The 19,749-nt window shown below is 72.0% G+C and carries 14 protein-coding genes and 1 tRNA gene; 9 read left to right on the forward strand and 6 right to left on the reverse strand.

From position 1 onward, the window contains the following. Window positions 1-139: 139 nt before the first annotated feature. The 4 genes from OVA21_RS17375 to OVA21_RS17390 are packed head-to-tail and all read left to right on the forward strand — an operon-like array spanning window position 140 to window position 3,379. The gene (locus tag OVA21_RS17375; RefSeq protein ID WP_082923859.1) at window positions 140-751 is read left to right on the forward strand and encodes an RNA polymerase sigma factor; all 612 of its coding nucleotides are present in this window, start codon (window positions 140-142) and stop codon (window positions 749-751) included. Further along, the gene (locus OVA21_RS17380; protein ID WP_082923858.1) at window positions 748-1,443 is read left to right on the forward strand and encodes a methylated-DNA--[protein]-cysteine S-methyltransferase; all 696 of its coding nucleotides are present in this window, start codon (window positions 748-750) and stop codon (window positions 1,441-1,443) included. Before OVA21_RS17375 ends, OVA21_RS17380 begins: the two co-directional genes overlap by 4 nt. Beyond that, a complete protein-coding gene (locus OVA21_RS17385) occupies window positions 1,440-2,171 on the forward strand; it encodes a LysE family translocator (protein WP_268092952.1) in 732 nt (243 codons plus the stop codon). Before OVA21_RS17380 ends, OVA21_RS17385 begins: the two co-directional genes overlap by 4 nt. Before the next feature lie 26 nt (window positions 2,172-2,197). Continuing rightward, window positions 2,198-3,379, forward strand: coding sequence for an MFS transporter (locus OVA21_RS17390; RefSeq protein WP_096906315.1), 1,182 nt, complete (start codon window positions 2,198-2,200; stop codon window positions 3,377-3,379). 15 nt (window positions 3,380-3,394) lie between these two features. On the opposite strand, the gene ppc is transcribed toward OVA21_RS17390, so the two are convergent. Next, window positions 3,395-6,256 (reverse strand): phosphoenolpyruvate carboxylase, encoded by a 2,862-nt coding sequence (gene ppc, locus OVA21_RS17395; RefSeq protein WP_254050542.1) that lies wholly within the window; start codon window positions 6,254-6,256, stop codon window positions 3,395-3,397. 126 nt (window positions 6,257-6,382) lie between these two features. Here ppc and OVA21_RS17400 point away from each other — a divergent pair, with 126 nt between their 5' ends. Then, complete coding sequence (locus tag OVA21_RS17400; protein WP_096906314.1) at window positions 6,383-6,832, forward strand: DUF4870 domain-containing protein; 450 nt, start codon at window positions 6,383-6,385, stop codon at window positions 6,830-6,832. A 42-nt stretch (window positions 6,833-6,874) separates the two neighbouring features. On the opposite strand, the gene OVA21_RS17405 is transcribed toward OVA21_RS17400, so the two are convergent. Next, window positions 6,875-8,602, reverse strand: coding sequence for an AMP-binding protein (locus OVA21_RS17405; RefSeq protein ID WP_254050541.1), 1,728 nt, complete (start codon window positions 8,600-8,602; stop codon window positions 6,875-6,877). Window positions 8,603-8,777: 175 nt separating this feature from the next. Between OVA21_RS17405 and OVA21_RS17410 the strand changes: the two genes are divergently transcribed. After that, window positions 8,778-9,632 carry a tyrosine-protein phosphatase gene (locus OVA21_RS17410; RefSeq protein ID WP_096906313.1) on the forward strand — a complete coding sequence of 285 codons (855 nt, stop codon included), beginning with the start codon at window positions 8,778-8,780 and terminating at the stop codon, window positions 9,630-9,632. 31 nt (window positions 9,633-9,663) lie between these two features. On the opposite strand, the gene OVA21_RS17415 is transcribed toward OVA21_RS17410, so the two are convergent. Continuing rightward, the gene (locus tag OVA21_RS17415) at window positions 9,664-10,047 is read right to left on the reverse strand and encodes a hypothetical protein (RefSeq protein WP_096906312.1); all 384 of its coding nucleotides are present in this window, start codon (window positions 10,045-10,047) and stop codon (window positions 9,664-9,666) included. 286 nt (window positions 10,048-10,333) lie between these two features. On the opposite strand from OVA21_RS17415, the gene OVA21_RS17420 reads away from it, so the two are divergent. Beyond that, complete coding sequence (locus tag OVA21_RS17420) at window positions 10,334-11,476, forward strand: DNA gyrase subunit A (RefSeq protein WP_096906311.1); 1,143 nt, start codon at window positions 10,334-10,336, stop codon at window positions 11,474-11,476. Window positions 11,477-11,526: 50 nt separating this feature from the next. Here the strand turns inward: OVA21_RS17420 and OVA21_RS17425 are convergent, their stop codons facing one another. Next, window positions 11,527-14,967, reverse strand: coding sequence for a UvrD-helicase domain-containing protein (locus OVA21_RS17425; RefSeq protein ID WP_096906310.1), 3,441 nt, complete (start codon window positions 14,965-14,967; stop codon window positions 11,527-11,529). Further along, on the reverse strand, window positions 14,964-17,888 hold the full coding sequence (locus OVA21_RS17430; RefSeq protein WP_254050540.1) for a PD-(D/E)XK nuclease family protein: 2,925 nt from the start codon (window positions 17,886-17,888) through the stop codon (window positions 14,964-14,966). Before OVA21_RS17430 ends, OVA21_RS17425 begins: the two co-directional genes overlap by 4 nt. Before the next feature lie 235 nt (window positions 17,889-18,123). Between OVA21_RS17430 and OVA21_RS17435 the strand changes: the two genes are divergently transcribed. Together OVA21_RS17435 and OVA21_RS17440 are read left to right on the forward strand one after the other, a co-directional pair. Further along, on the forward strand, window positions 18,124-18,696 hold the full coding sequence (locus OVA21_RS17435; RefSeq protein ID WP_240341205.1) for a hypothetical protein: 573 nt from the start codon (window positions 18,124-18,126) through the stop codon (window positions 18,694-18,696). 60 nt (window positions 18,697-18,756) lie between these two features. After that, window positions 18,757-18,830, forward strand: a tRNA-Asp gene (locus OVA21_RS17440). A gap of 57 nt (window positions 18,831-18,887) precedes the next feature. On the opposite strand, the gene OVA21_RS17445 is transcribed toward OVA21_RS17440, so the two are convergent. Further along, entirely contained in the window at window positions 18,888-19,745 is an 858-nt protein-coding gene (locus tag OVA21_RS17445; RefSeq protein ID WP_096906308.1) for a T3SS (YopN, CesT) and YbjN peptide-binding chaperone 1, read from the reverse strand. Window positions 19,746-19,749: the final 4 nt, after the last annotated feature.

A 19,749-nucleotide genomic window follows, 5' to 3' on the forward strand; every position in this document is an offset into this window, starting at 1 on the left:
GCGAGGGGAACCGCAGCGCCTCACGAAACCGGCGCGCCTCACGAAACCGGCGCGCCGCGCGACTACCCGGTGACCATCGCATGCCCCGTCTGCGGGGCGCCCGCACCCGGCAGCGACCACGAGGGCAGGATCGACACACATGAGGGCAGCGTTCGACGCCGCGGTGGACCGCCACGGTCCCACCGTGCTGCGGGTGTGCCGCGCGGTGCTCGGCCCGGGCCCCGACGCCGACGACGCCTGGTCCGAGACGTTCCTCTCCGCACTCCGCGCCTGGCCCAGGCTGCCCGACGACACCGACGTCGAGGCCTGGCTCGTCCGGGTCGCGCACCGCCGGGCGGTGGACGTGGTGCGGCGTTCGGTCCGGGAGGCCGCACCGAGCGGGGCCGCCGACGACGTCGCCGTTCTCGACGCCCGCACACCACGTCCCGGGGGCGCGCGGGGAGCGACGGGGGTCGACGACGACGAGGTCGGCGATCCGCGGGTCTGGGATGCGGTCGCCGCCCTGCCCACCCGGCAGCGCATCTGTGTGGCCTACCGGTATCTGGGCGGGCTCCGCTATGCCGAGATCGCCGGACTCGCCGGCGGCACCGAGGCGGCGGCCCGGCGCGCGGCCGCGGACGGGATCGCCCGCCTGCGCACCACACTTGGACCGCACGGTCACCTCGACCAGCACAGTCCCCTCGAACCGCACAGTCACCTCGAACCGCGCCGTGCTCTCGAACCGCACCGTCCCACGGAGGAGATGTCATGACCGACCCGATCCACGATCCGGCGGCGCACGACCCGGCGGCGCCCGAACCGGCGGCGCCCGATCCGGCAGCGGACGACCCTGCGATCTCCGAGGCCGGCGCGGCGTCGATCCTGCGGTCCGCCCCCGCCGACACGACCCGACTGCGGGATCGCCTGGCCCGCGACGCCGAGCGCGAGGGCCTGGTCGACGTGGCCTACCGCAGCGTCGACACCCCGATCGGTGGGCTGCTGTTGGCCGCGTCCCCGGCCGGGTTGGTGTACGTAGCGTTCGAGGTGGAGGATTCCGGGGTGGTCCTTGAGATGTTGGCCGACCGGGTCGGACCCCGGATCCTCGGCGCGCCTTCGGGGTCGCCGGTGCTCGACGCGGCCGCGGCCCAGATCGACCAGTACCTCGACGGCCGCCGCCGCGAGTTCGACCTGCCCCTCGACACCCGCCTCGCCCGCGGGTTCCGTGGTGAGGTCCAACAGCATCTGGCCCGGGTCGGGTACGGGCGGACCGCGACCTACCGCGAGATCGCCGTCGAACTCGACCGGCCCGGCGCCGTCCGCGCGGTGGGGTCGGCCTGCGCGACCAATCCGCTGCCGCTGGTGTGGCCGTGTCACCGGATCCTGCGCTCGGACGGCGGACTGGGCGGCTACCGGGGCGGGCTCGCGGCCAAGCAGCGGCTCCTCGAGATGGAATCGGCGGCGTGACCGCGGCGCAGCTCCTCGGCCTGTTCGGTGTCTGGGCGATCGCGGTGGTCTCGCCGGGGCCCGACGTCGTCGTCGTCCTCCAACGTGCCCTCGCCGGACGGCGTCAGGGTCTCGCCACCGCGCTGGGGATCGTCACCGGCCTGACGGTGTGGCTCGCGGCCGCGTTCGCCGGAGTCGCGACCCTCGTGCGCGAGTACCCGCAGGTCATGACGGGTCTCCAGGTCGCCGGCGGACTGCTACTGGCGACCCTGGGCGTGCTCGGCCTGCGCGGCTGGTGGCGCTCGCGCCGTGCGACCCCACCGCCGGCCACCGCCGCACCCACCACCGCCGCACCCGCCACCACCGCCCCGCCCTCGGATCCGCTACTCGGAATCGGGATCCGCTACCCGGATTCGGATAGCGGATCCCGAATCGGCGTAGCGGATCTGGTGCCACGGGCGGACTTCACCCGCGGTCTGGTCACCAACCTCGCCAACCCCAAGGCCCTGGTGTTCTTCGGCGCGGTGCTCACCCCGTTCCTCCGCGAGGAGGTCTCGCCCGCGTGGTCGGTGGCCCTGGTCGCCGGGATGATCGCGGTCGCGCTCGCCTGGTTCGGCGGTCTCGCGCTGCTGGCCTCGCACCGGGTGGTCAACGAGCGGGTCGGACGGCTGCTGCCCGGGGTCGACGTCGTGGCCAGCACACTGTTCGTGGTGGTGGGGGTGGCGTTCGTGGTCACCGCGCTCGCGTAAGGCGCGCGCGGGCTAGGTTCTGCTCCATGGATTCTCAGGTCGACCGTCGCAGCTGGGTGCGCGTGGCCCTCGCGGTGTTCGCGGTGGGCTGGGGCGCCAACCAGTTCGCCCCGCTGCTGCATCTGTACCGCGCCGAGCTGGGACTGTCGCAGTCCAGCGTCACCGCGATCTTCAGCGTCTACATCGTCGGTCTGCTGCCCACCCTGCTGGTCGCCGGCCGGTGGTCCGACCGCAACGGCCGCCGTGTGCTCATGCGGCCCGTCCTGGTCCTGTCGCTGCTGGCGACCCTGTTCATGCTGCTGGGGCCGCAGGATTCTCTGTGGCTGTACCTGGGTCGGTTCCTCGCCGGGCTGGCGTCCGGGGCGGCGTTCGGGGCCGGCAGTGCCTGGGTGCGTGAGCTCTCCGCCGGCGGGCCGCCCGGCACCGGTGCGCGGCGCGCGGCCATCGCGCTGACCGGCGGGTTCGGGCTCAGCGGCCTGGCGGCGGGCATGGTCGGGGAGTTCGCCCCCGCCCCGCTCTTCTCGGCGTACCTTCCGCATCTGATCCTCGGCACGATCGCGCTGGTCGCGGCGTGGGGCGCCGCGGACCCGTACCAGCCGCACGACGGGCCGGAGGCCGCCCCGCTCATCCCCGCCACGGCCGGCACCCGCCGGTTCCTCCTCGGGGTCGCGCCGTGGGCCCCGCTGGTGTTCGGCTGCGCCAGCATGTCGTTCGCGGTGCTCGCCGACCTGCTGGGCGGGGACGCCTTCGGCCGGCCCACCCTGTACGCGGGCGTCATGGTGGGCGTCACGCTGGGCGCCGGGGTGCTGGTCCAACCCGCCGTCCGCAGGATCGCGGCCGCGTCACCGCCGTCCCGGCCGCCGGTCATGGGACTCGCCGCCGCCTCGCTCGGGATGGCCGCCGGAGCGCTGCTGGCCGCCTCGCCCGCACTCCCCGGCCGCGCCCTGTGGCTGCTGCCCGTCGCGGTCCTGCTCGGCGTGGGATACGCCACGCTCCTGGTGGCGGGGCTGGTCGAGGTCGAGCTGCAGTCCGGGCCGCGGGACCACGCCGGGCTCGTGGCCGTGTTCTACGTCCTGGCCTACCTCGGGATGGCCACGCCGTACGTGCTCGCCGAGCTCTCGCGCGCCGGCGGTCCGGTCCCGTGGATCGCCGGGCTGGCGGTGGTGTGCGCGCTGCTCATCCCGCTCACCCAGCGACAGCTACGCTAGCCGGCACGTCGAGGATCACCCCGAGTTGCGCAGGGCCGTGGCCAGGCCGTTCATGGTCAGCTGGATGCCGGTTCGCACCGCCGGGTCGGAGTCCCCGGCGCGGTAGCGGCGCAGCAGCTCGACCTGCAGCACGTTGAGCGGTTCGAGGTAGGGGAAGCGGTTGCGCACCGAGCGGGCCAGCGCCGGGTTGTCGTCCAACAGCGTCTCCTGCCCCGTGATCTCCAGCAGCATCTCGCGGGTCAGCTCGAACTCGTCGGTGAGCACCCCGTGGATCCGCCGACCCACCTCGGCGTCCGGGACGAGTTCGGCGTAGCGACCGGCCAGCCCCATGTCCGCCTTGGCCATCACCTGCGCCATGTTGGACAGGGTCGTGCGCAGGAAGGGCCAGTCGTCGTTCAGCCGCCGGAGCGTGGCCAGTCTCTCCCCGGCCGCCGCCTCGCCCTCGGCGTCGACCCACTGCCGCAGTGCGGTGCCCACGCCGAACCAGCCGGGCAGCATCACCCGCGACTGCGACCACGACAGCACCCACGGGATCGCCCGCAGATCCTCGACGCTCGACGTCTGCTTGCGGGAGGACGGCCTGGACCCGATGTTGAGTTCCCCGATCTCGGCGACCGGGGTGGAGGTGGTGAAGTACTCGATGAACCCCGGGTCGTCGTGCACCAGGGACGCGTACGCCGCCCGCCCGAGCCGCGCGAGCTCGGCCATCACCCCGTACGCCTCCCCGGCCCGGTCGCCCAGACCCTCGACGTCGAGCAGCGAGGCCTCGAGCGTCGCCGCCACGAGCGCCTCGAGGTTCCGGCGGGCCCGCCGCGGCTCGGAGTACTTGGCCGAGATGACCTCGCCTTGCTCGGTGATCCGCAGCGCGCCCTGCACCGCGCCCGGCGGCTGGGCCAGGATCGCCTCGTAGGAGTTGCCGCCACCCCGGCCGACGGCCCCGCCGCGCCCGTGGAAGTAGCGCAGGTGCACACCCGCCCGGGTCGCGGCCTCGGCGAGGTCGCGTTCGGCCTGGTAGAGGGCCCAGTTGGCGGCCAGGTACCCGCCGTCCTTGTTGGAGTCCGAGTAGCCGAGCATCACCTCCAGCACATCGCCCTGCGCCCGGATGAGCGCCCGGAACTGCGGGATCGCGAGCGCCGCGTCGAGGATGTCCGGCCCCGCCGCCAGGTCGTCGATAGTCTCCAGCAGCGGGATCAGCCGAACGCTCGAGCGGGGCTCCGCCGGGTCACCGGAGAACAATCCGACCTCGCGCAGCAACACCGCCGGCTCGAGCAGGTCGGAGACCGTCCCGCACATGGACACGATGTAGTGCGGCACCACCTCCGGGCCGAGCAGGTCCACCGCCGCGGCGGCCGCCCGCATCACCCCGAGTTCTTTGGCCGCCAGCTCTGACAGCTCCGCGCGCGGGCCGAGCAGCGGCCGGTCGTGCGAGAGCTCGCGCAGCAGCAGCTCCACCCGGGCGTCCTCGTCCAGCGCCGAGTAGTCCTCGCCCACCCCGGCCAGGGCGAACAGCTCGGTGAGCACCTCCTCGTGCGACTCCGAGTTCTGCCGCATGTCGAGTGCCTGCAGGTGGAACCCGAACGTCCGTACCGCCCACCGCAGGTCCCGCAGACGCGGCGACCGCGCCAGCTCGCCACCGCAGGCCCCGAGCGCGGCGTCGATGACATCCAGATCGGTCAGCATCTCCGCCGGGGAGGTGTAGGCCTCGTCGTCGTCGTGACCGATCGCGTCCGGCGACGATCCGGGTGACGACGACGAGGACCTCACCCGCGCGGCGAGCCGACGGCGGACCACCCGCACCGCGCGGCGGAACGGCACGTCCTCGCGCGCGGCGGCGAGCTCCCCGTCCGTCTCCACCAGCGAGTCCGCGAGGTCGCTGAGCCCGGTGGGCACGTCCACGACCCGCCGCGAGAGGGGCAGCTCCCGCTCGAGCAGCCGGAGTTCCTCCGTGTAGTGGCGGTGCAGTAGCGCGGCGGCCTGCTCGGTGGCGAAGCGCACCACGTCGCCGGTGACGTACGGGTTGCCGTCGCGGTCCCCGCCGATCCACGAGCCGGGGCGCACGACGGGGCGGTCGCCGGAGCCGAGACGGTCGGCGATCTCCGCGTTGAGCGGCGGGATCACGTCGATGAGCGTGGCCTCGTGGTACTGCAGGCCGCCCAGGACCTCGTCTTCGATCCGGGGGCGCTGGCTGCGGATGATCGCCGTCTGCCACAGCGTGAGCACCTGCCGGCGGATGTCCTGCTCCACCTGCTCGAGCTCGGCATCGGTGACGCGGTCCCGGTGCCCCGCCTCGTCCGACCCCGTGCGCAGGGCGTCGCGGCGGCGCATGAGGTCCAGCACCCGTCGGGTGATCTCGAAGACCGAGCGCCGGCGGGTCTCGGTGGGGTGCGCCGTGAGTACGGGCGCCACCCGGGCCGTCGCGCGCACCGCCTCCAGCCTCGCGGGCTCTGGTTCGTTCTCGGCCAGTCGCGCCCAGGTCGCCTCGAGATCCCCGTCCGGCGGCGGCTCGCCCGCAGCGGTGTGGATGCGGCGACGGCGCTCCTGGTGGAGGTCCTCGGCGACGTTGGCCAGCAGCGCGAACAGGGAGAACGCCCGGATGACGGGGATCATCTCGGTGGCGGGCACATCGGTGAACAGGGCCGCCACCTCGTCGCGGTCGGCCTCCGAGCGGCGGACGGCGAACGCGGTGCGCCGGGCGGTCTCCACCAGGTCGAAGACCGTCCCGCCCGCCTGGTCGCGCACCGTGTCGCCGAGCACGGCTCCGAGGAAACGCACGTCGTCGCGCAGGGGCCGCACGGCGTCGTCGAGCCGCTCGGAATCGTCCGGCTCGGGCACGTCCGAGGCGGTGGCGGGCGCGTCGGATCTGGTGGGATCGGCCATGGCTGCCACAGTAGGCGCGCCGTATGACATCCGCGTGAATCCCGCCGCCGAACCCCCGCCCCGCCGTCGATAGATCCCCGGGACATCCCCGATGCGCGGATCCCGCCCGGCGAGGACACTGGAGGCATGACCCAGCAGCCCGGCTACCACCAGTACGGCGACCACCAGTTCGGACAGGGTGGGTACGGCGATCCCCGGTACGGGAACCAGCCCCCGGCCGTCGGCCCGGACGACCGCACCCCCGCGGCACTGGCGCACGCGTCAAGCCTCATCGCGATGGCGCTCTCGGCCGGGTGGCTCTCGTTCGTCGGCCCGCTCGTGATGTGGCTGATCTACAAGGACCGCAGCCCGTTCGTCCGCCAGGCCGCCGCCGGGTCGTTCAACTTCAACCTCGGCCTGTGGATCATGAGCATCGTGGGCTGGATCTTCATCCTCACGGTGATCGGCCTGCCCATCGGCCTCATCCTGCTCGCGGTGTCCTTCCTCGCGCAGATCATCGGCCACGTCATCGGTACCGTTCGTGCGACCCAGGGCCGGACGATCAACTACCCGTTCCAGCTGCGCGTCCTGCGCTGAGCGCGCTCCCCGGCCAGCGGCCGAGCCCTCACGCCCCCCTCGTCACACCCCCACGGGCCGGCGCCCGTGGAGCTCGTACTCGGCGAGCAGGGCCGCGCGGTCGGCGTCAGTGAGCGGCCGGTAGACGTCGTCGTCGCCCGCCGCACCGCCACGCAGGTAGACCTCGCCGGGCTCGATCCAGGACTCGCGTCGCAGGCTGGGCTTGGAGATCTTCCGCGTGGCGGTGACCGGCATCTCGGTCATGACGCGCACGAACCGCGGCGCCCACTTGGTGCCCATGTCGGGCTGGGTGCGGCAGAATTCGGAGAACGCGTCGGCGTCGAACTCCACGCCGGGTTCGAGCTGGATGGCGGCCATGACCTGGTCGCCGGTGCGCGGGTCCGGGACCGGGTAGACGGCCACGACGAGCACGCCGGGGAACCGGTCGAGGATGCGCTCGACGGGCCCGGCGGAGAAGTTCTCGCTGTCCACGCGGATCCTGTCACCGGAGCGGCCGGCGAAGTAGAAGTACCCGTCCGCGTCGCGGTAGCCCAGGTCACCGGTGTGGAAGACCTCGCCGACGTTGCGTTCGGCGGTGGCCTCGGGGTTGCGGTAGTAGCCCTCGAACAGCTTCGCGCCGGTGACGTTGCAGATCTCGCCGATCGCCTCGCCGGCGTTGACCAGGCCGCCGTTGGCATCGAACTCGGCCCGGGGGCATTCGTTCTCCTCCGCGTCGAGGATCGCGACGTGCATGTAGGCGCCGGCCACGCCGAGCGCGCCGGGCGGGGTGTCCTCGGTGTGGCTGATCACCACACCGCCCTCGCTGCTGCCGTACGACTCGAGCGGGGTCACGCCGAAACGGCGCTCGAACTCGGTCCGGTCGTGGACGGAGGCCTCGGTGCCGAAGACGACCCGCAGGCGCGTCTGCTTCTCCTCGGGCACCTCGGGCTGGGCGAGGATGTACGACAGTGACCGGCCGACGTAGTTGAAGTAGCTGGCGTTAAACCGCAGCACGTCGGGCAGGAACCCCGAGGCGGAGAACTTGCGGCGCATCGCGAAGGTGCAGCCGACGTACGCGGACGGGGCGAACGCGGCGAAGAGGGCGTTGCCGTGGAACAGGGGCATCGCGCTGTAGGCCACGTCGTCGCGGACGAGGCCCCGGTAGTTGATGGTGCCCATCATGGCCATGCGGCCGGTCGAGCACATGACGGCCTTGGGGGCGCCGGTCGAGCCGGAGGTGAACAGCAGGGCCAGCAGGGTGTGGGGGTCGCGGGCGCTCTCCGGGTGCAGTCGGGGCTCGGCGCCGGCGTGATCGGCGAGCAGGCCGCGCCACGTGTCGGAGTCGATGTCGAACTGCGCGGCGACGCCGGTGTCGAGGCCCTCGAGCAGGGCGGTGCCGTCCGAGTCGGTGACGATCACGTCGCAGTCCACGCCCCGTATGTCGGAGGCGAGTTCGGCGCCGCGCCGGGTGGGGTTGATGCCGACGATGGTCACGCCCGCGAGCGCGGCACCGCACAGGGTGAACAGGTACTCGGGCACGTTCTCCAGGAGGATGCCCACGTGGAGGTGCTTGTAGGGGTCGGGTCGGTCCGCGTACGAGTCGGAGTGCTCCTCCGCCCAGCCGCGCAGGATCTCCGCGCGGACGGCGGCCTCGGCGACGAACTCGCGCCAGGTCCACGCGGAGTCTTCGAACAGCAGTCCCGGGTGGTCGTCGGTGGAACGCTCGATGAGGATGTCGCCGAACGTGGCGTGCTGCATGTCGTGCCCGGGATTGAAGTCTGCTGTGGTCATGAGATCGGACACTAGGCGACCGGGCCCCGTCGCACAGGCGAAACGGCCAGCAACATTGACAGGTGTCAGCCTCGGTGGTCACCGGCCCACTCGGTGGGCGTGTCCGGCCGGCATCGGGTAGGAACGAGGCGACGGCGCGCCACGTGGGCGCGCGGGGATCGAACAGGGGCGTGGGATGGTCGGCGAACACGGCGGGAACGTCGACGTGGACGAGGGTGTCGTCCGGGGATCCGACGACGACGAGGTCGGCCTCGACCGGGACGGATTCGTCGTCAGCGATGTCCGACTCACCAGCGTCCACAATTTCCGGGACGTGGCCGGCCCGGGCTACGCACTCCGTCCGTCCGGGTCGATGGCCCGCGGTCTCGTCTACCGGTCCACGACTCTCGCGGTGGGCGACCACGACCTCGCGGTGCTCGAGAAACTGGGCGTCTCGACCGTCGTCGACCTGCGCACCGGCGCCGAGATCGACAAGCAGCCCGACGTCGTCCCCGCCGGGGCCGAGTACCTGCCGATCGACGTGCTGGGCGGGCACACCTCGGCGGCGACCCTCAGTGCGTCCGGCCTGGCCGGGGCCGAGGAGGCGCGGCGCGAGATGGCCGCGACATACGAGCGGTTCGTGGTGGGTGATCACGAGCGGCGGGCGTTCGGTCGGGCCGTCCACGCCCTGGCCGTGTCGTCCGGCCCGGCGATCGTGCACTGCACGGCGGGCAAGGACCGCACCGGGTGGGTCTCGGCGCTGGTGCAGTTGGTCGCCGGTGTCCGGGAGGAGGATGTGATCGCGGATTACCTGCTCACGCAGGAGATGTCCGCGGACTTCGTCTCCTCCATCCGTACCTACGTGCAGGCGGAGATGCCCGACAAGCTCGAGGCGATAGAGGTGCTCATCGGCGTCGAGGAGGCCAACCTCCGCCGCTCCCTGGATGCGTTGGCCCGCGAGTTCGGTGACGCGCGGCGATACCTCGTGGAGGGCGCGGGGGTGGAGGAGGCGGCTGTCGACGAGTTGTCCGCGCGGTTCAGGCGGGGCTGACCAGGATAGGGATGGCTCAGTCGGCGATGGTTCAGGCGGCGATGACCAGCGCGCCGACGACGCCGCCGAACCCGATCGCCTGGAGCGTGACCGCGATCGTCCGCCCGAGTTCGGTGCGGGCCGCCGCGTGGACCCGGGGGCCGGCCAGCGTGATCGCGAAGACCATGACGATGGCCGCGACCGCGGTGAGCGAGCCGGCCAGTCTGGACGCCACCCCGTAGACCGCGGCGATGCCGATCAGGCCGCCCGCCAGCGCGGCGATGATCGTCGTCAGTGGCGCCGGGAGGACGGTGGCGTGGGTGGTGGGGTGGGTGAGTGTCCCGGTGCCGGGGCGGGTGCCGCCGTCGACGCCCGGGGTCGCCGTGGTCTCCGATCCGCCCCGCCGACGCTCCTCAACCATCTGGGTGTTGCTCATGATCCGGACCCTACGCAGCGATCCTCTCCGGAACCTCGGCCTTTCCTGAGGGTTCGATTCGCACGCCATCGACGCTGGTCAGCGCACCTTTGAGCGGTGGAGAGATCGGTCACATCCGGTCGGATGCGCGCCCCTGTGACCGCCGACGCGGGAGCCGCGGCCGTGACGCTGTGCCGGAGGCGCCGTGGCGCCATCCTGGAACCGCCACGGGAGCGCGGGCGGGCGTAGGATTCCCGCGGATCTGAGGGGGCGAATGTGTGGTTCGTCGACGAGAAGGGGGGTTGTCGTGGGCGCTGCGCGTACCGTCGGAGGATGGTTCGAACCCGGTGACGACATCGGGAGGTCCTGGGACGAGGCGGAGGCGATCCTCCGGGCCTGCGAGGACCTCGACGGGGTGATGGCGGCCATCCGCGACGCGGAGTCGCCGGTCGAGGCGCGCCGGGCGCTCAAGCTGGGCTTCGGTTTCACCGGCCGTCAGGCCGCGCTGCTCCTCACCCTGCCGGTCATGGCGTTCACCCGCTCGGAGCGCTCGCGGATGGACGAGGGCCGACGCGCCCGGATGGACCTGTTGGCCGACGTCACCGGCTTCCTGCCCGCCATCCCCGACGAGCCGTCCCCGCCCCCACCGGCCCCGCTGCGGACCGTGCCTCCGGCCGCCGAGGAGGACTGGGTCGCCGGTGGCGGGTGGAGCGAGGAGTTCGACGGCGCTCTCGCGCGCATCAGTTCCGCAATGGGGGAGTCCCGGACCGCCCCCGATTCCGAGCCTCACCCGGACCCGCCGGCGTCGGGTACCGGCGGCCGGTCGGCTGGTGGTCGCCGGTCGATGGTGGGGCAGGACGACGCCTCGGCGGTGCTCGACGAGCAGATCGGCGAACTGGCCGACGCCCTCGCGGAGCTCCTTCGGGTGGCCCCGGTCGTCGCCAGCGACGGCGCACCGTGTACAGACGATCCCCGGTGGTCCGCGAGTTCGTCGGGCGCTCTACTGGACAGGTGCGGCGTCGACGACGCCACCGGGATCCGCACCATGTTGTGGCACCTGCGCAGGACGGGCCTCGATGCGGTAGAGGGGCTGTTCCCGTTCGCGGAGCCACTCACGGCGGCGCAGGGGTTCGACGTGCAGGCGGCGAGGTTCGAGCAGGCGATGGGGGCCGGCACCCTCGGGTCTGAGCCGGGTGGTGACGCGACGTGGGCGGGTCGGTTGTGGCCGTTCGCCGAGCGCAGCGGGTTCGGCTACGCGGTGTCGTACCGCGCCGGTCGCGACGCCGGCTCGGTGTGGGCGTACGGCGGGGGCCAGCCCCTTCACCGGATGTGGGATTCGGTCGTGGATCTGCTGGTCGAGCTCTACCAGGCCTTCACGGTGGGCGCCCCGTGCGACTCGGCACTCGCCGCGGTCGCGGACGGCCGCGTGGTGTGGAGCAACCTGGGCTGACCTTGTCTGGGCTCCGCCCCCGCGGGGCCCCGCCCCGCAGGGCCGTGTCGTCAGCCCAGGTCGCGGGCCACCACCGTCGGGCGGGCCCCGCGGCAGAAGACCAGCTCGATCCTCCCCACCGTCTTTCCGGTGGTGCCACCGAGCAGCTCGGCGTAGGCGCACAACTGGAGCAGGTACTCGTCAACGGTGTCCACCGTGACGGCGACGTCGGTCTTGTAGTCGACGATCGTCAACGAGCCGTCGGCTTCCTCCATCACGAGATCGACGACCCCGTCCACCGCGACCGTCGTCCCATCCGCGGTGCTCAGCGGCCCCGCCACGGGTAGCTCGGCCCAGTGGGTGCGAGTCGCCGCCCGCCGGACGGGCTCGGAGGTCAGTGCGGTTCGCGCGACGGAAACCATCTCCGCGACGGCCTCCGGGTTCCGGCTCCCGCGCAGGGCGCCCCCCAACCCGAGGGCGACTAGTTGGTCCGCCGCCCATCGCTCCCAGTCCGCGATCGAGGAGTCGCGGTCGGCGGTCGGCCCGAGCAGGCGGCTCAGGTCCGTGTACTCGGCCAGGTAGTGCACGGCGGTACCGACGTCCGGCCCGGAGGCGAGCGGGGTGCCCCGCGGTGCGGGCGGCAACTCGTCCGGTCGCGTCGGGGCCGGGCTGAACCGGTCGCGCAACGCGGCAGCCAGCCGTTCGGGAAGTGGGCGCGGTTCTCGGGCCTCGTCGTCGCGTGCGTCGTCGCCGGTGCCGTCGGAGGCACTCTCGGCTTCCGGGTGCACGATCCGGGTCGCCGACCAGCCCGCGCGCTCGGCGGACCTGGCAGAGATCCGCCGGCTGCGTTCCACCCATTCCGCTTCGTCGGGCACGTCCACGGCGGGCGCGGCGGCAACCTCGAGCAGGTTCTCGCCGTACTCGACCAGATCGGGCGCATCGGCGTCTTCGATGACGGAGCCGAGGAGTGTCCCCCACAGGCCGGCCTTGGGTTTTCCGTCGGTGTTGAGGGCGTGGCCATGGCCGGAGACCGCGAGGCGGCTCTGCGCGCGGGTCGTGGCTACGTAGAGAAGCCGGATCCGTTCGGCGCGGGCGTGCTGTTTCTCCAGATCGGCGGCTGGTGTGTACCCGGGATCGCGGACGGCAGCGGAGAACGACACGGCCGGCCGGGGAGTCTCGTCGTCGGTCCACAGGAGCCGGCCCTGACCGTTCGGCCAGCCCCGACTCATCCCGGCCACGATGACCATCGGGTACTCCAGGCCTTTTGAGGCGTGGATGGTGTTGATGCGTACGGCGTCCACCCCGATCTCGGGGATGGCGGCTTCGGGGACGCGGGCGTCCTCCGCGGTCAGCGTCAATGCCCAGTCGGCGTAATCCCGCAGGTCGGCACGCGCGGGGTCGGTGGCGGACTCCTCCCATTGCCATGCGTGCTCGATCACGAACCGGATCCGCCGCCACAGGTCGCGCCGGCGCGGAGATTCGGCGACGGACTCGAAGACCATGCGGTCGTGAACGAGCCTCTCCAACAGCTCGCCGGGGCGCCGGGTGTCGCGGGACAGGGCCGAGAGGTAGCCCATCGCCTCGGCGACGGGCGACGCCTCGAAATCCGTGGGTGCCGGTGCGCCGGGAGCCCAGGTGCCACCGGCGGCGCGCCAACGCAGGAGGTCGTCGTCACCGCAGCCGAACAGCGGTGACCTCAGCGCGCCCACGAGGGAGGCCTCGTCGGCGGTGTTGGCCACGGCGCGAACGGCCAGGAGAAGGTCGCGGATCTCAGGTGTCCCGTAGACGATCGACGAGGCCTCGGTGCGGTAGTCGATCCCGGCGTGGTCGAGGCAGGTCTCGAGCATGGGCAGGGACCCGCGTGACGGCAGGAGGATCGCGATGTCGGCCAGTCGCAGCGGGGTCTGCCCACCTTCTTTGGACTCGTGGGTCCAGCTCTCCCGGATGGCGGTGGCGATCACCCTCGCCACATCGGAGGCCTCGGTCCAGTGGCGTTCGGTGGCTTCCTTCGAGTCGGGTGGGCAGTGCTCGGGAACGTCCTCCGTGCGGAAGATGAACGGTCGCGGCCCGTGGGCGGGGTCGTGCTCGGGCCGGCTCGGTGCGGGTTCGAGATCCCGGTACTCGGGTTGGATGCCGTCGGAGGCGGTGAGTACCTCTGAGAACACCTCGTTGACCCAGTTGAGGACCGGACGTGAACAACGGAAGTTCGTGCTGAGTCGCTCGATCTCGACCCCGCCCACGTTGTCGGCGCCACCCCGGGCGCGGAGATAGGTGGCGATGTCGGCACGCCGGAACCGGTAGATGGACTGCTTGGGGTCGCCGACGGTGAAGAGCCGGCCGGGTTCGGGTCCGGAGCCGTCGGTTGCGGTGGTCAGCAGTTCGGCGATGTCCAGCTGTATGGGGTCGGTGTCCTGGAACTCGTCGATGAGGATCCGTTGGTAGCGTGCCCGGACCCGCTCGCGGACCGTCGGGTTCTGCAGTAGTTCGCGCGCGAGGACGAGCTGATCGTGGAACTGCAGGGTGCCGTGGCGGCGGCGGTCGGCGGCGTGTCGTCGGACCACGGGGATGAGGGCGTCGAGCACCACCGCGATGCGTGGACGCCAGTGCTCGACGAGGATCGCCTCGCATACGGAGGAGAGCTGCTTGATCTCCTCTTTGATCTCCTTGACCACGTCGGTCCCGCCCCAGCTCGCGCCCTTGCCGCCGCGACCTGCCTTGACCGGATCTCCCAGGAGTTCCATCCAGGAGGGTGACGCGGTCGGGTCCGTGGCGGCGTCCTGCAGGTTCGCCAGCCAGGTCTCGTGGTCGTCGAGGACGGCGTAGAGCTTGTCCGTCTCGTCCTGGCAGGAGTCCCGCCACCCGACGATCGATCCGACGGCAGCGACCACCTCGGCCAGATCCGGCGACACGGGCAGGTCCGCGACGTCCGGGTACAGGGGATCGGTGGGCAGGCGGTCCCAGTCACGGTGCAGTGCCTCGACCACCTCGCGGAACGCGTGGGCATTCACGCCGGCGTCGAGCATGTCGTCGACTGCCTGCGCCAGATTGCCTGATCGAGTGGCGGTCGGGCCGCTGCCGAACAGGAGGGTGGCGGACTCCTGCCACAGGGCTTCGACGGCGGTGGCCTCTGCGGTGTCCTGTTGGACGGTGACCCTCGGCGGGATCCCCGCCTCGAGGGGATTCTCCGAGAGCAGCCGCAGGGCGAAGGAATGCAGCGTGCCGATCGCGGCGGTGTCGAGGCCCGCCAGTGCGGCATCAGCCCGGTGGTCGCCCTTGGCGCGCAGGTCGACCAGTGTCACGCGGAGCCGGTCGCGTAGCTCGGCGGCCGCCTTCTCGGTGAAGGTGATCGCTGCGATTCGGTCGACGGGCACGGCGTCGTCCAACAGGAGCGTGCTGAGCCGGCTGACCAGGGCATGGGTCTTTCCGGTCCCGGCGCCGGCCTCCACGAAGAGCGTGGCGGAGGTGTCTGTTTCCACGCGGAGACGGGCGGCCCGGTCGGGGAGGTGGCTCATGTGGTCGTCTCCGATTCGTTCTCGGTCGGGTCGGCGGCGACGAGGCCGGCGAATGCGGGATGGGACGCGATCGGTACCTGCTGGGACAGCTGCTCCCAGGCGCGGTCGAGCTCCGTGCCCCCGATGAGCTTGGCCAGGTCACGGGACGACCCTCGCCCGCCCTTGAGCGGGAACCAGCCCCGCTGGAGGGCGTCCACCAGATTGCCCACGTCCTCACGGACCTTGGCCATGACGTCGACGGTGATGTCGAGGGAGATCTGCTCGAACTCCCCGCGCTCGGTGCAGTACCAGTACCGCACCTCGCGAACCGGGAGGTCGTGGGATGCCTCGGCGGCCGCGGCGTAGAGCGGCAACTGGAATCGCGTGCCGGAGATGGTGGGATCATCCTCGGTCGGCCGGTCTTCTGACTCCGGTGGCTTCCCGGTCTTGTAGTCGGTGACCCGCTGGGCGTCTCCGCGCTCATCGAGCCGGTCGATGGACCCGGCGAGGAGGACCGATGTCGCGCCGCGGGAGGTGGTCACCTCGAACGGGATCTGGACCACCGAGCCGTCGGGGGCCTGTCGGCCGAACCCGAGCTCGGTAGCGGCTGGGGCCCACCCCGCCTCGAAGTCCACCTCATCCTCCGAGAACCACCGGTCCAGCTCGGCTCCGAGCAGGATCTCCCTTCGGCGCCACAACGAGGCCACGAGGCCCGGCGAGGTCGCGATGGCGGCCTCGCATTCGCTGCGAAGCGCTCTCATGAGCAGGTCGCGGTCCGGGCCGGACCCGGTCTCCAGCCGATCGGAGATGTAGCGCTGGAGGATCGAATGGACCAGGTCGCCGTAGTCGCGCAGGTCCATTTCGATATCTGCAGCCGGGTCGTCGAGCGTTCGGACCCGCAACACCGTGGAGAGGAAGAACAGGTAGGGACTCTGTGCCCAATCCTCCAGCCTCGTGGGCGAGAGCGGATGGTCGAGGAAGGTGAGCAGGTCGGCAGCCGACGAGACGTCGCCGGTGAACCGCGTGAACCGGCCACGCCGACGGTCCTGACGCATCTCGTGGGCGCGGACCAGCAGATCAGGGGCATCCGCCCGAGCCAGCCACCCGTGGGCGGAGAGGTCCCGGATCCGCAGTTCGGCGAGGGTGGCCGGGTCCGAACCGAGGGCGGTCGGCGGGGTGAGCACGCCGTCGACGAACGAGGGCACTGCGGTGACGGCCGGGCATCCGTCGACGTCCTGCTGCCACTTGGTGGCGCGAACGGACTTCCGGGCGAGTCGGGACAGGGTGGGCAGCAGCCAGCGGGACGGGATCCGGTCGCCGCCGCCTCGCATCGACCCACGGGGGAACGAACACATGCGGTGCTCGGAGCCGGCGGTCAGCGCCAGCTGGAGAACCCGGTACCGCTCGTCGAGTCGTTCGGAGGAGGGGGGCTCGACCGCGCCCTCGGGGACGAGCGGGTCGGGCTTGTGCAGGACCGGGAGCAATCCCTCCGCCATTCCCACGACGCAGACGGTGTCCAGATCGCGACCCACGGCGTCGTCGATCGGCCCCAGGGCGACCCCGGCGCCCTCCTCGCCGACACGGTCACCGATCGCGTCCAGTCGCGTGGCGACCGCACCCACGACGCGATCCCGGGTGATCGCCGGCGCGATCGTATCCAGATCGCCTAGGGAACCGAGCACCGCGAGCACGGCGGCCCGGTCGGGGGCCTGACGGAACAGTGAGGCGACGAGACCTGTCACAGCCCGTGTGGCCTCCGTCCAGGTACGCGCGGCGTCGACGGCAGTGAGTCCGGAACGGATGTTTCGGATCAGGCGCAGCAGCGCGGCAGCGGCGGCCCGTTCGGACTCGGCGAGGGCCTCAGGCTCGGCCTGCAGATACTCGGCCAGTCGCTCCCAGTCGCCGGCACCGATGACGGGGAAGCGCGTCCGGGTGAGGATCTCGAGCCGCCGGGACGAGACGGCGGCGCCGTCGTCGTCGAACGGGGCGATCGCACCTTCGGCGATGATCGAGAGGAGATCGGCGCGGGGCATCCGGTCGGCATCCAGGCCCAGCAGCCGCACGATCGTACGGCCGGCGGGGGAGCGGCCGAGTGCCGCGTCGGAGGGGCCGTAGACGGTGATCCCGGCTTCCGCGAAGGCTCGGTGGAGAAGCCGCAAGTAGGGGTCCGGTGAGGGGTAGTAGACACCGATTTGGTAGCCGGGGACCCCGTCTGCGAGACGCGAGCGGACGAATCGGACCACTGCGCGCACCTCGTCATCGGAATCCGACGCGTGGAGCACGTGGGTGCCGGTGACCGCCTTCCCGGTGCCGGGCTCGGCGGCGGAGGCGAGATGGTCCGATCCGGTGCCGGGAAGAGGGGAGATACCGCGCTGATCCAGCGCGGCCCGCAGCCTGCGCTCGGCCTGAGTCCCGCGCAACGGTGCGGCGAGCACGATCCGGCCCAGCTCGTCCAGACGCTTCAGCGCGATGCCCACGGCCTCGAACTGCGTGTAGTACGCGGCACCTGTCATCGCGTGGACCTCGTCGGCCAGCCGGAGGACCTCCGAGTGCAAGCGGGTCTGCGCGCCGACCGACCCCGGCTCGACGGTCCCGAGCCGCAGGCAGGCCTGGGCCACAGCCTGCCCCGTGACGGGCTCGGCGGCGACCGACTCGAGGTACCCCGGGTCGGCGTCCAACGCCTTCTCGACGGCGGCGGCTAGGAGCGGGAACGGGAGTGCGGCCCTCGGTGCCAGTGCGGGAGCCGAGAGCTCGCTGATCACCTGGGAGGCGGTCCGCACCGCCACGTTGACCGAGCCACCACTGAGCGCCAACGCCCGGACGAGGTCCCGGACCGCACCGAACGAGGGCACGAGGACGGTGATGCGGCCGAGGGGGTCGGTACCGCGGAGGCGGTGCACCTCGGCGGCGAGGGCGGTGGGATGAGCCTGGGATCCGGTCACACCGCCATGGTGCCCCACGGGTCCGACAACCCCGGGGTGGACGGTCTCTCATCACCGCTGACGGCGTCGGACCCTGCTGCTACCGTCCGGTCAGACCGGCCCACCCGGGGCAGCGGAAAGCGAGGGGGCACCGCCGATGTCGTACGGCTGGGACAATGGGGCGGCAGGATCGCGGACACCGCAGGGATGGCAGGGGTCCGGGTATCAGTCCGAACCACAGCGCGGGGGCTCCGGCGTGGCCATCGCCCTCATCGCGCTCCTGGCGATCCTGGCGCTGGCGCTGATCGGCGCGATCGCTTATCTCTTCCTGCGCCCGGGCGGCGTCTCCGGCGACGGGTCGGGTCAGGTGGTCGCTGTCTCCTCGTCGTCGTCCCCCACGGCTCCCTCACAGCCCCCGGTCACGGAGACCGCCTACACAACCGCGCCGGAGCGCGAGACCGTCACGGTCACCCGCGAGGCGCCCGCGACCCGCTCGTCGCCGACCGTCGGGTATCCCGCCGGCGCGGATTCCTCCGGCTGGGTCGACAACCGTCAGGCACGGTGCAATGCCGGTGATCCGGCGGCGATGATCGGCCGCACCACCCAGGCCTCGTTCTCCATCTGCGTCAATCCGGACAACGGCCGGTACTACTACCGCGGCTACGCCGACGGGGCCGGGGTGGAGATCGACGATCCCGCGGTCTCCGGTGGCTCGGCGATGGTCGCCAACAACGACGTCCTCTACTCGATCGACTCGTCGGGAATGTGGATCTACCAGGGTGGGGAGCTGATCTCGAGCCAGCCGATGGTGTCCTTCTGGGCGGAGTGACGGGGTGGTCGAGGGCGCGGTCGGGGGTTCCGCTAATGTCCTACCCCGTGCCACGAGCACGGCCCTGTGGCGCAGTTGGTTAGCGCGCCGCCCTGTCACGGCGGAGGTCGCGGGTTCGAGTCCCGTCAGGGTCGCCGCAGAGAGCCGGTGCATTCGGTCCACGCCGAACGCACCGGCTTTCGTCTGTGCGGCTACCGGGGCCCCAGCCTCGCGGCGATCGCGTCCCGCGTCGAGGAGAACGTGAACAGGAAGTGTTCGAGCGCTACCTGGGCGTGGCGGGGGAGCAGCGGGGCGACCGGCACGGTGGTCCGCTGCAGGACGTGCCGGCCGTCGAGGATCCACGACGTGCGGTCGTCGTCGAGATTGAGTCGAGCCAGCTCGAGCGCCGCGTCGGACCTGGAGCGCACTCCCCGCACGACCCACGCCCAGATGCGCGCGTACGGCTCGTCCTCGGCGAATGAGACGTGCATCCGGTGGCCGACGTGGTCGAAGACGATGGCCCCGTGGTCGTCGACCACGCAGGCCCGTCCCGTGACTCTCTCGACGATCGCCTCGAACCGTTCCCGGGCGTCCTCGTGGTCGGCCACCTCCACCGCCATGTCGATGGGGTTCGGGTGGTCGGCGGGGTCGTTGCCGATGGGGATCGAGTCGGTGCGGAGCAGACGCAGCGGTCCGGTGTGCCGCCCGACCGTGCCCTGGCAGCGCAGAGTCAGCAGTTGGGGGTGCGGTACCCCGAGCCGGTCGCGGCAGGCATCGACGACCGCCCGGGCGATGGTGCCGGGCGCGGTGGGGGCGGTGTGGGCGATCATCTCCTCCACGAGGGGGTGACCGGCGAGGCGCACGGTCACCCAGGTGCGCTCACCGCCGGGCGCGAGGTGGACGACGCACCGCCCCCGCGTTCCGGACGCCTCGGACGGGGCGGTGAACTCCATCGCGCCGACCGCCCCCGGCCTGCGGAGATGGCCGGCCAGGGTTGACTCGAAACCGTCCCAGGGGTCCTCCGCCGGACGCAGCGGCGCGCTGCCCGGGCCGGAGAGCTGGTCACGCACGGCC

The sequence above is a fragment of the Dietzia sp. SL131 genome, from assembly GCF_026672565.1.
Taxonomy (GTDB): Bacteria; Actinomycetota; Actinomycetes; order Mycobacteriales; family Mycobacteriaceae; genus Dietzia; species Dietzia kunjamensis.

Coding starts and splice junctions, on each gene's coding strand:
- OVA21_RS17380 (WP_082923858.1), top strand. CDS start 748: ATGACCGACCCGATCCACGATCCGGCGGCGCACGACCCGGCGGCGCCC.
- OVA21_RS17390 (WP_096906315.1), top strand. CDS start 2,198: ATGGATTCTCAGGTCGACCGTCGCAGCTGGGTGCGCGTGGCCCTCGCG.
- OVA21_RS17375 (WP_082923859.1), top strand. CDS start 140: ATGAGGGCAGCGTTCGACGCCGCGGTGGACCGCCACGGTCCCACCGTG.
- OVA21_RS17410 (WP_096906313.1), top strand. CDS start 8,778: ATGGTCGGCGAACACGGCGGGAACGTCGACGTGGACGAGGGTGTCGTC.
- OVA21_RS17400 (WP_096906314.1), top strand. CDS start 6,383: ATGACCCAGCAGCCCGGCTACCACCAGTACGGCGACCACCAGTTCGGA.
- OVA21_RS17425 (WP_096906310.1), bottom strand. CDS start 14,967: ATGAGCCACCTCCCCGACCGGGCCGCCCGTCTCCGCGTGGAAACAGAC.
- OVA21_RS17405 (WP_254050541.1), bottom strand. CDS start 8,602: ATGACCACAGCAGACTTCAATCCCGGGCACGACATGCAGCACGCCACG.
- OVA21_RS17415 (WP_096906312.1), bottom strand. CDS start 10,047: ATGAGCAACACCCAGATGGTTGAGGAGCGTCGGCGGGGCGGATCGGAG.
- ppc (WP_254050542.1), bottom strand. CDS start 6,256: ATGGCCGATCCCACCAGATCCGACGCGCCCGCCACCGCCTCGGACGTG.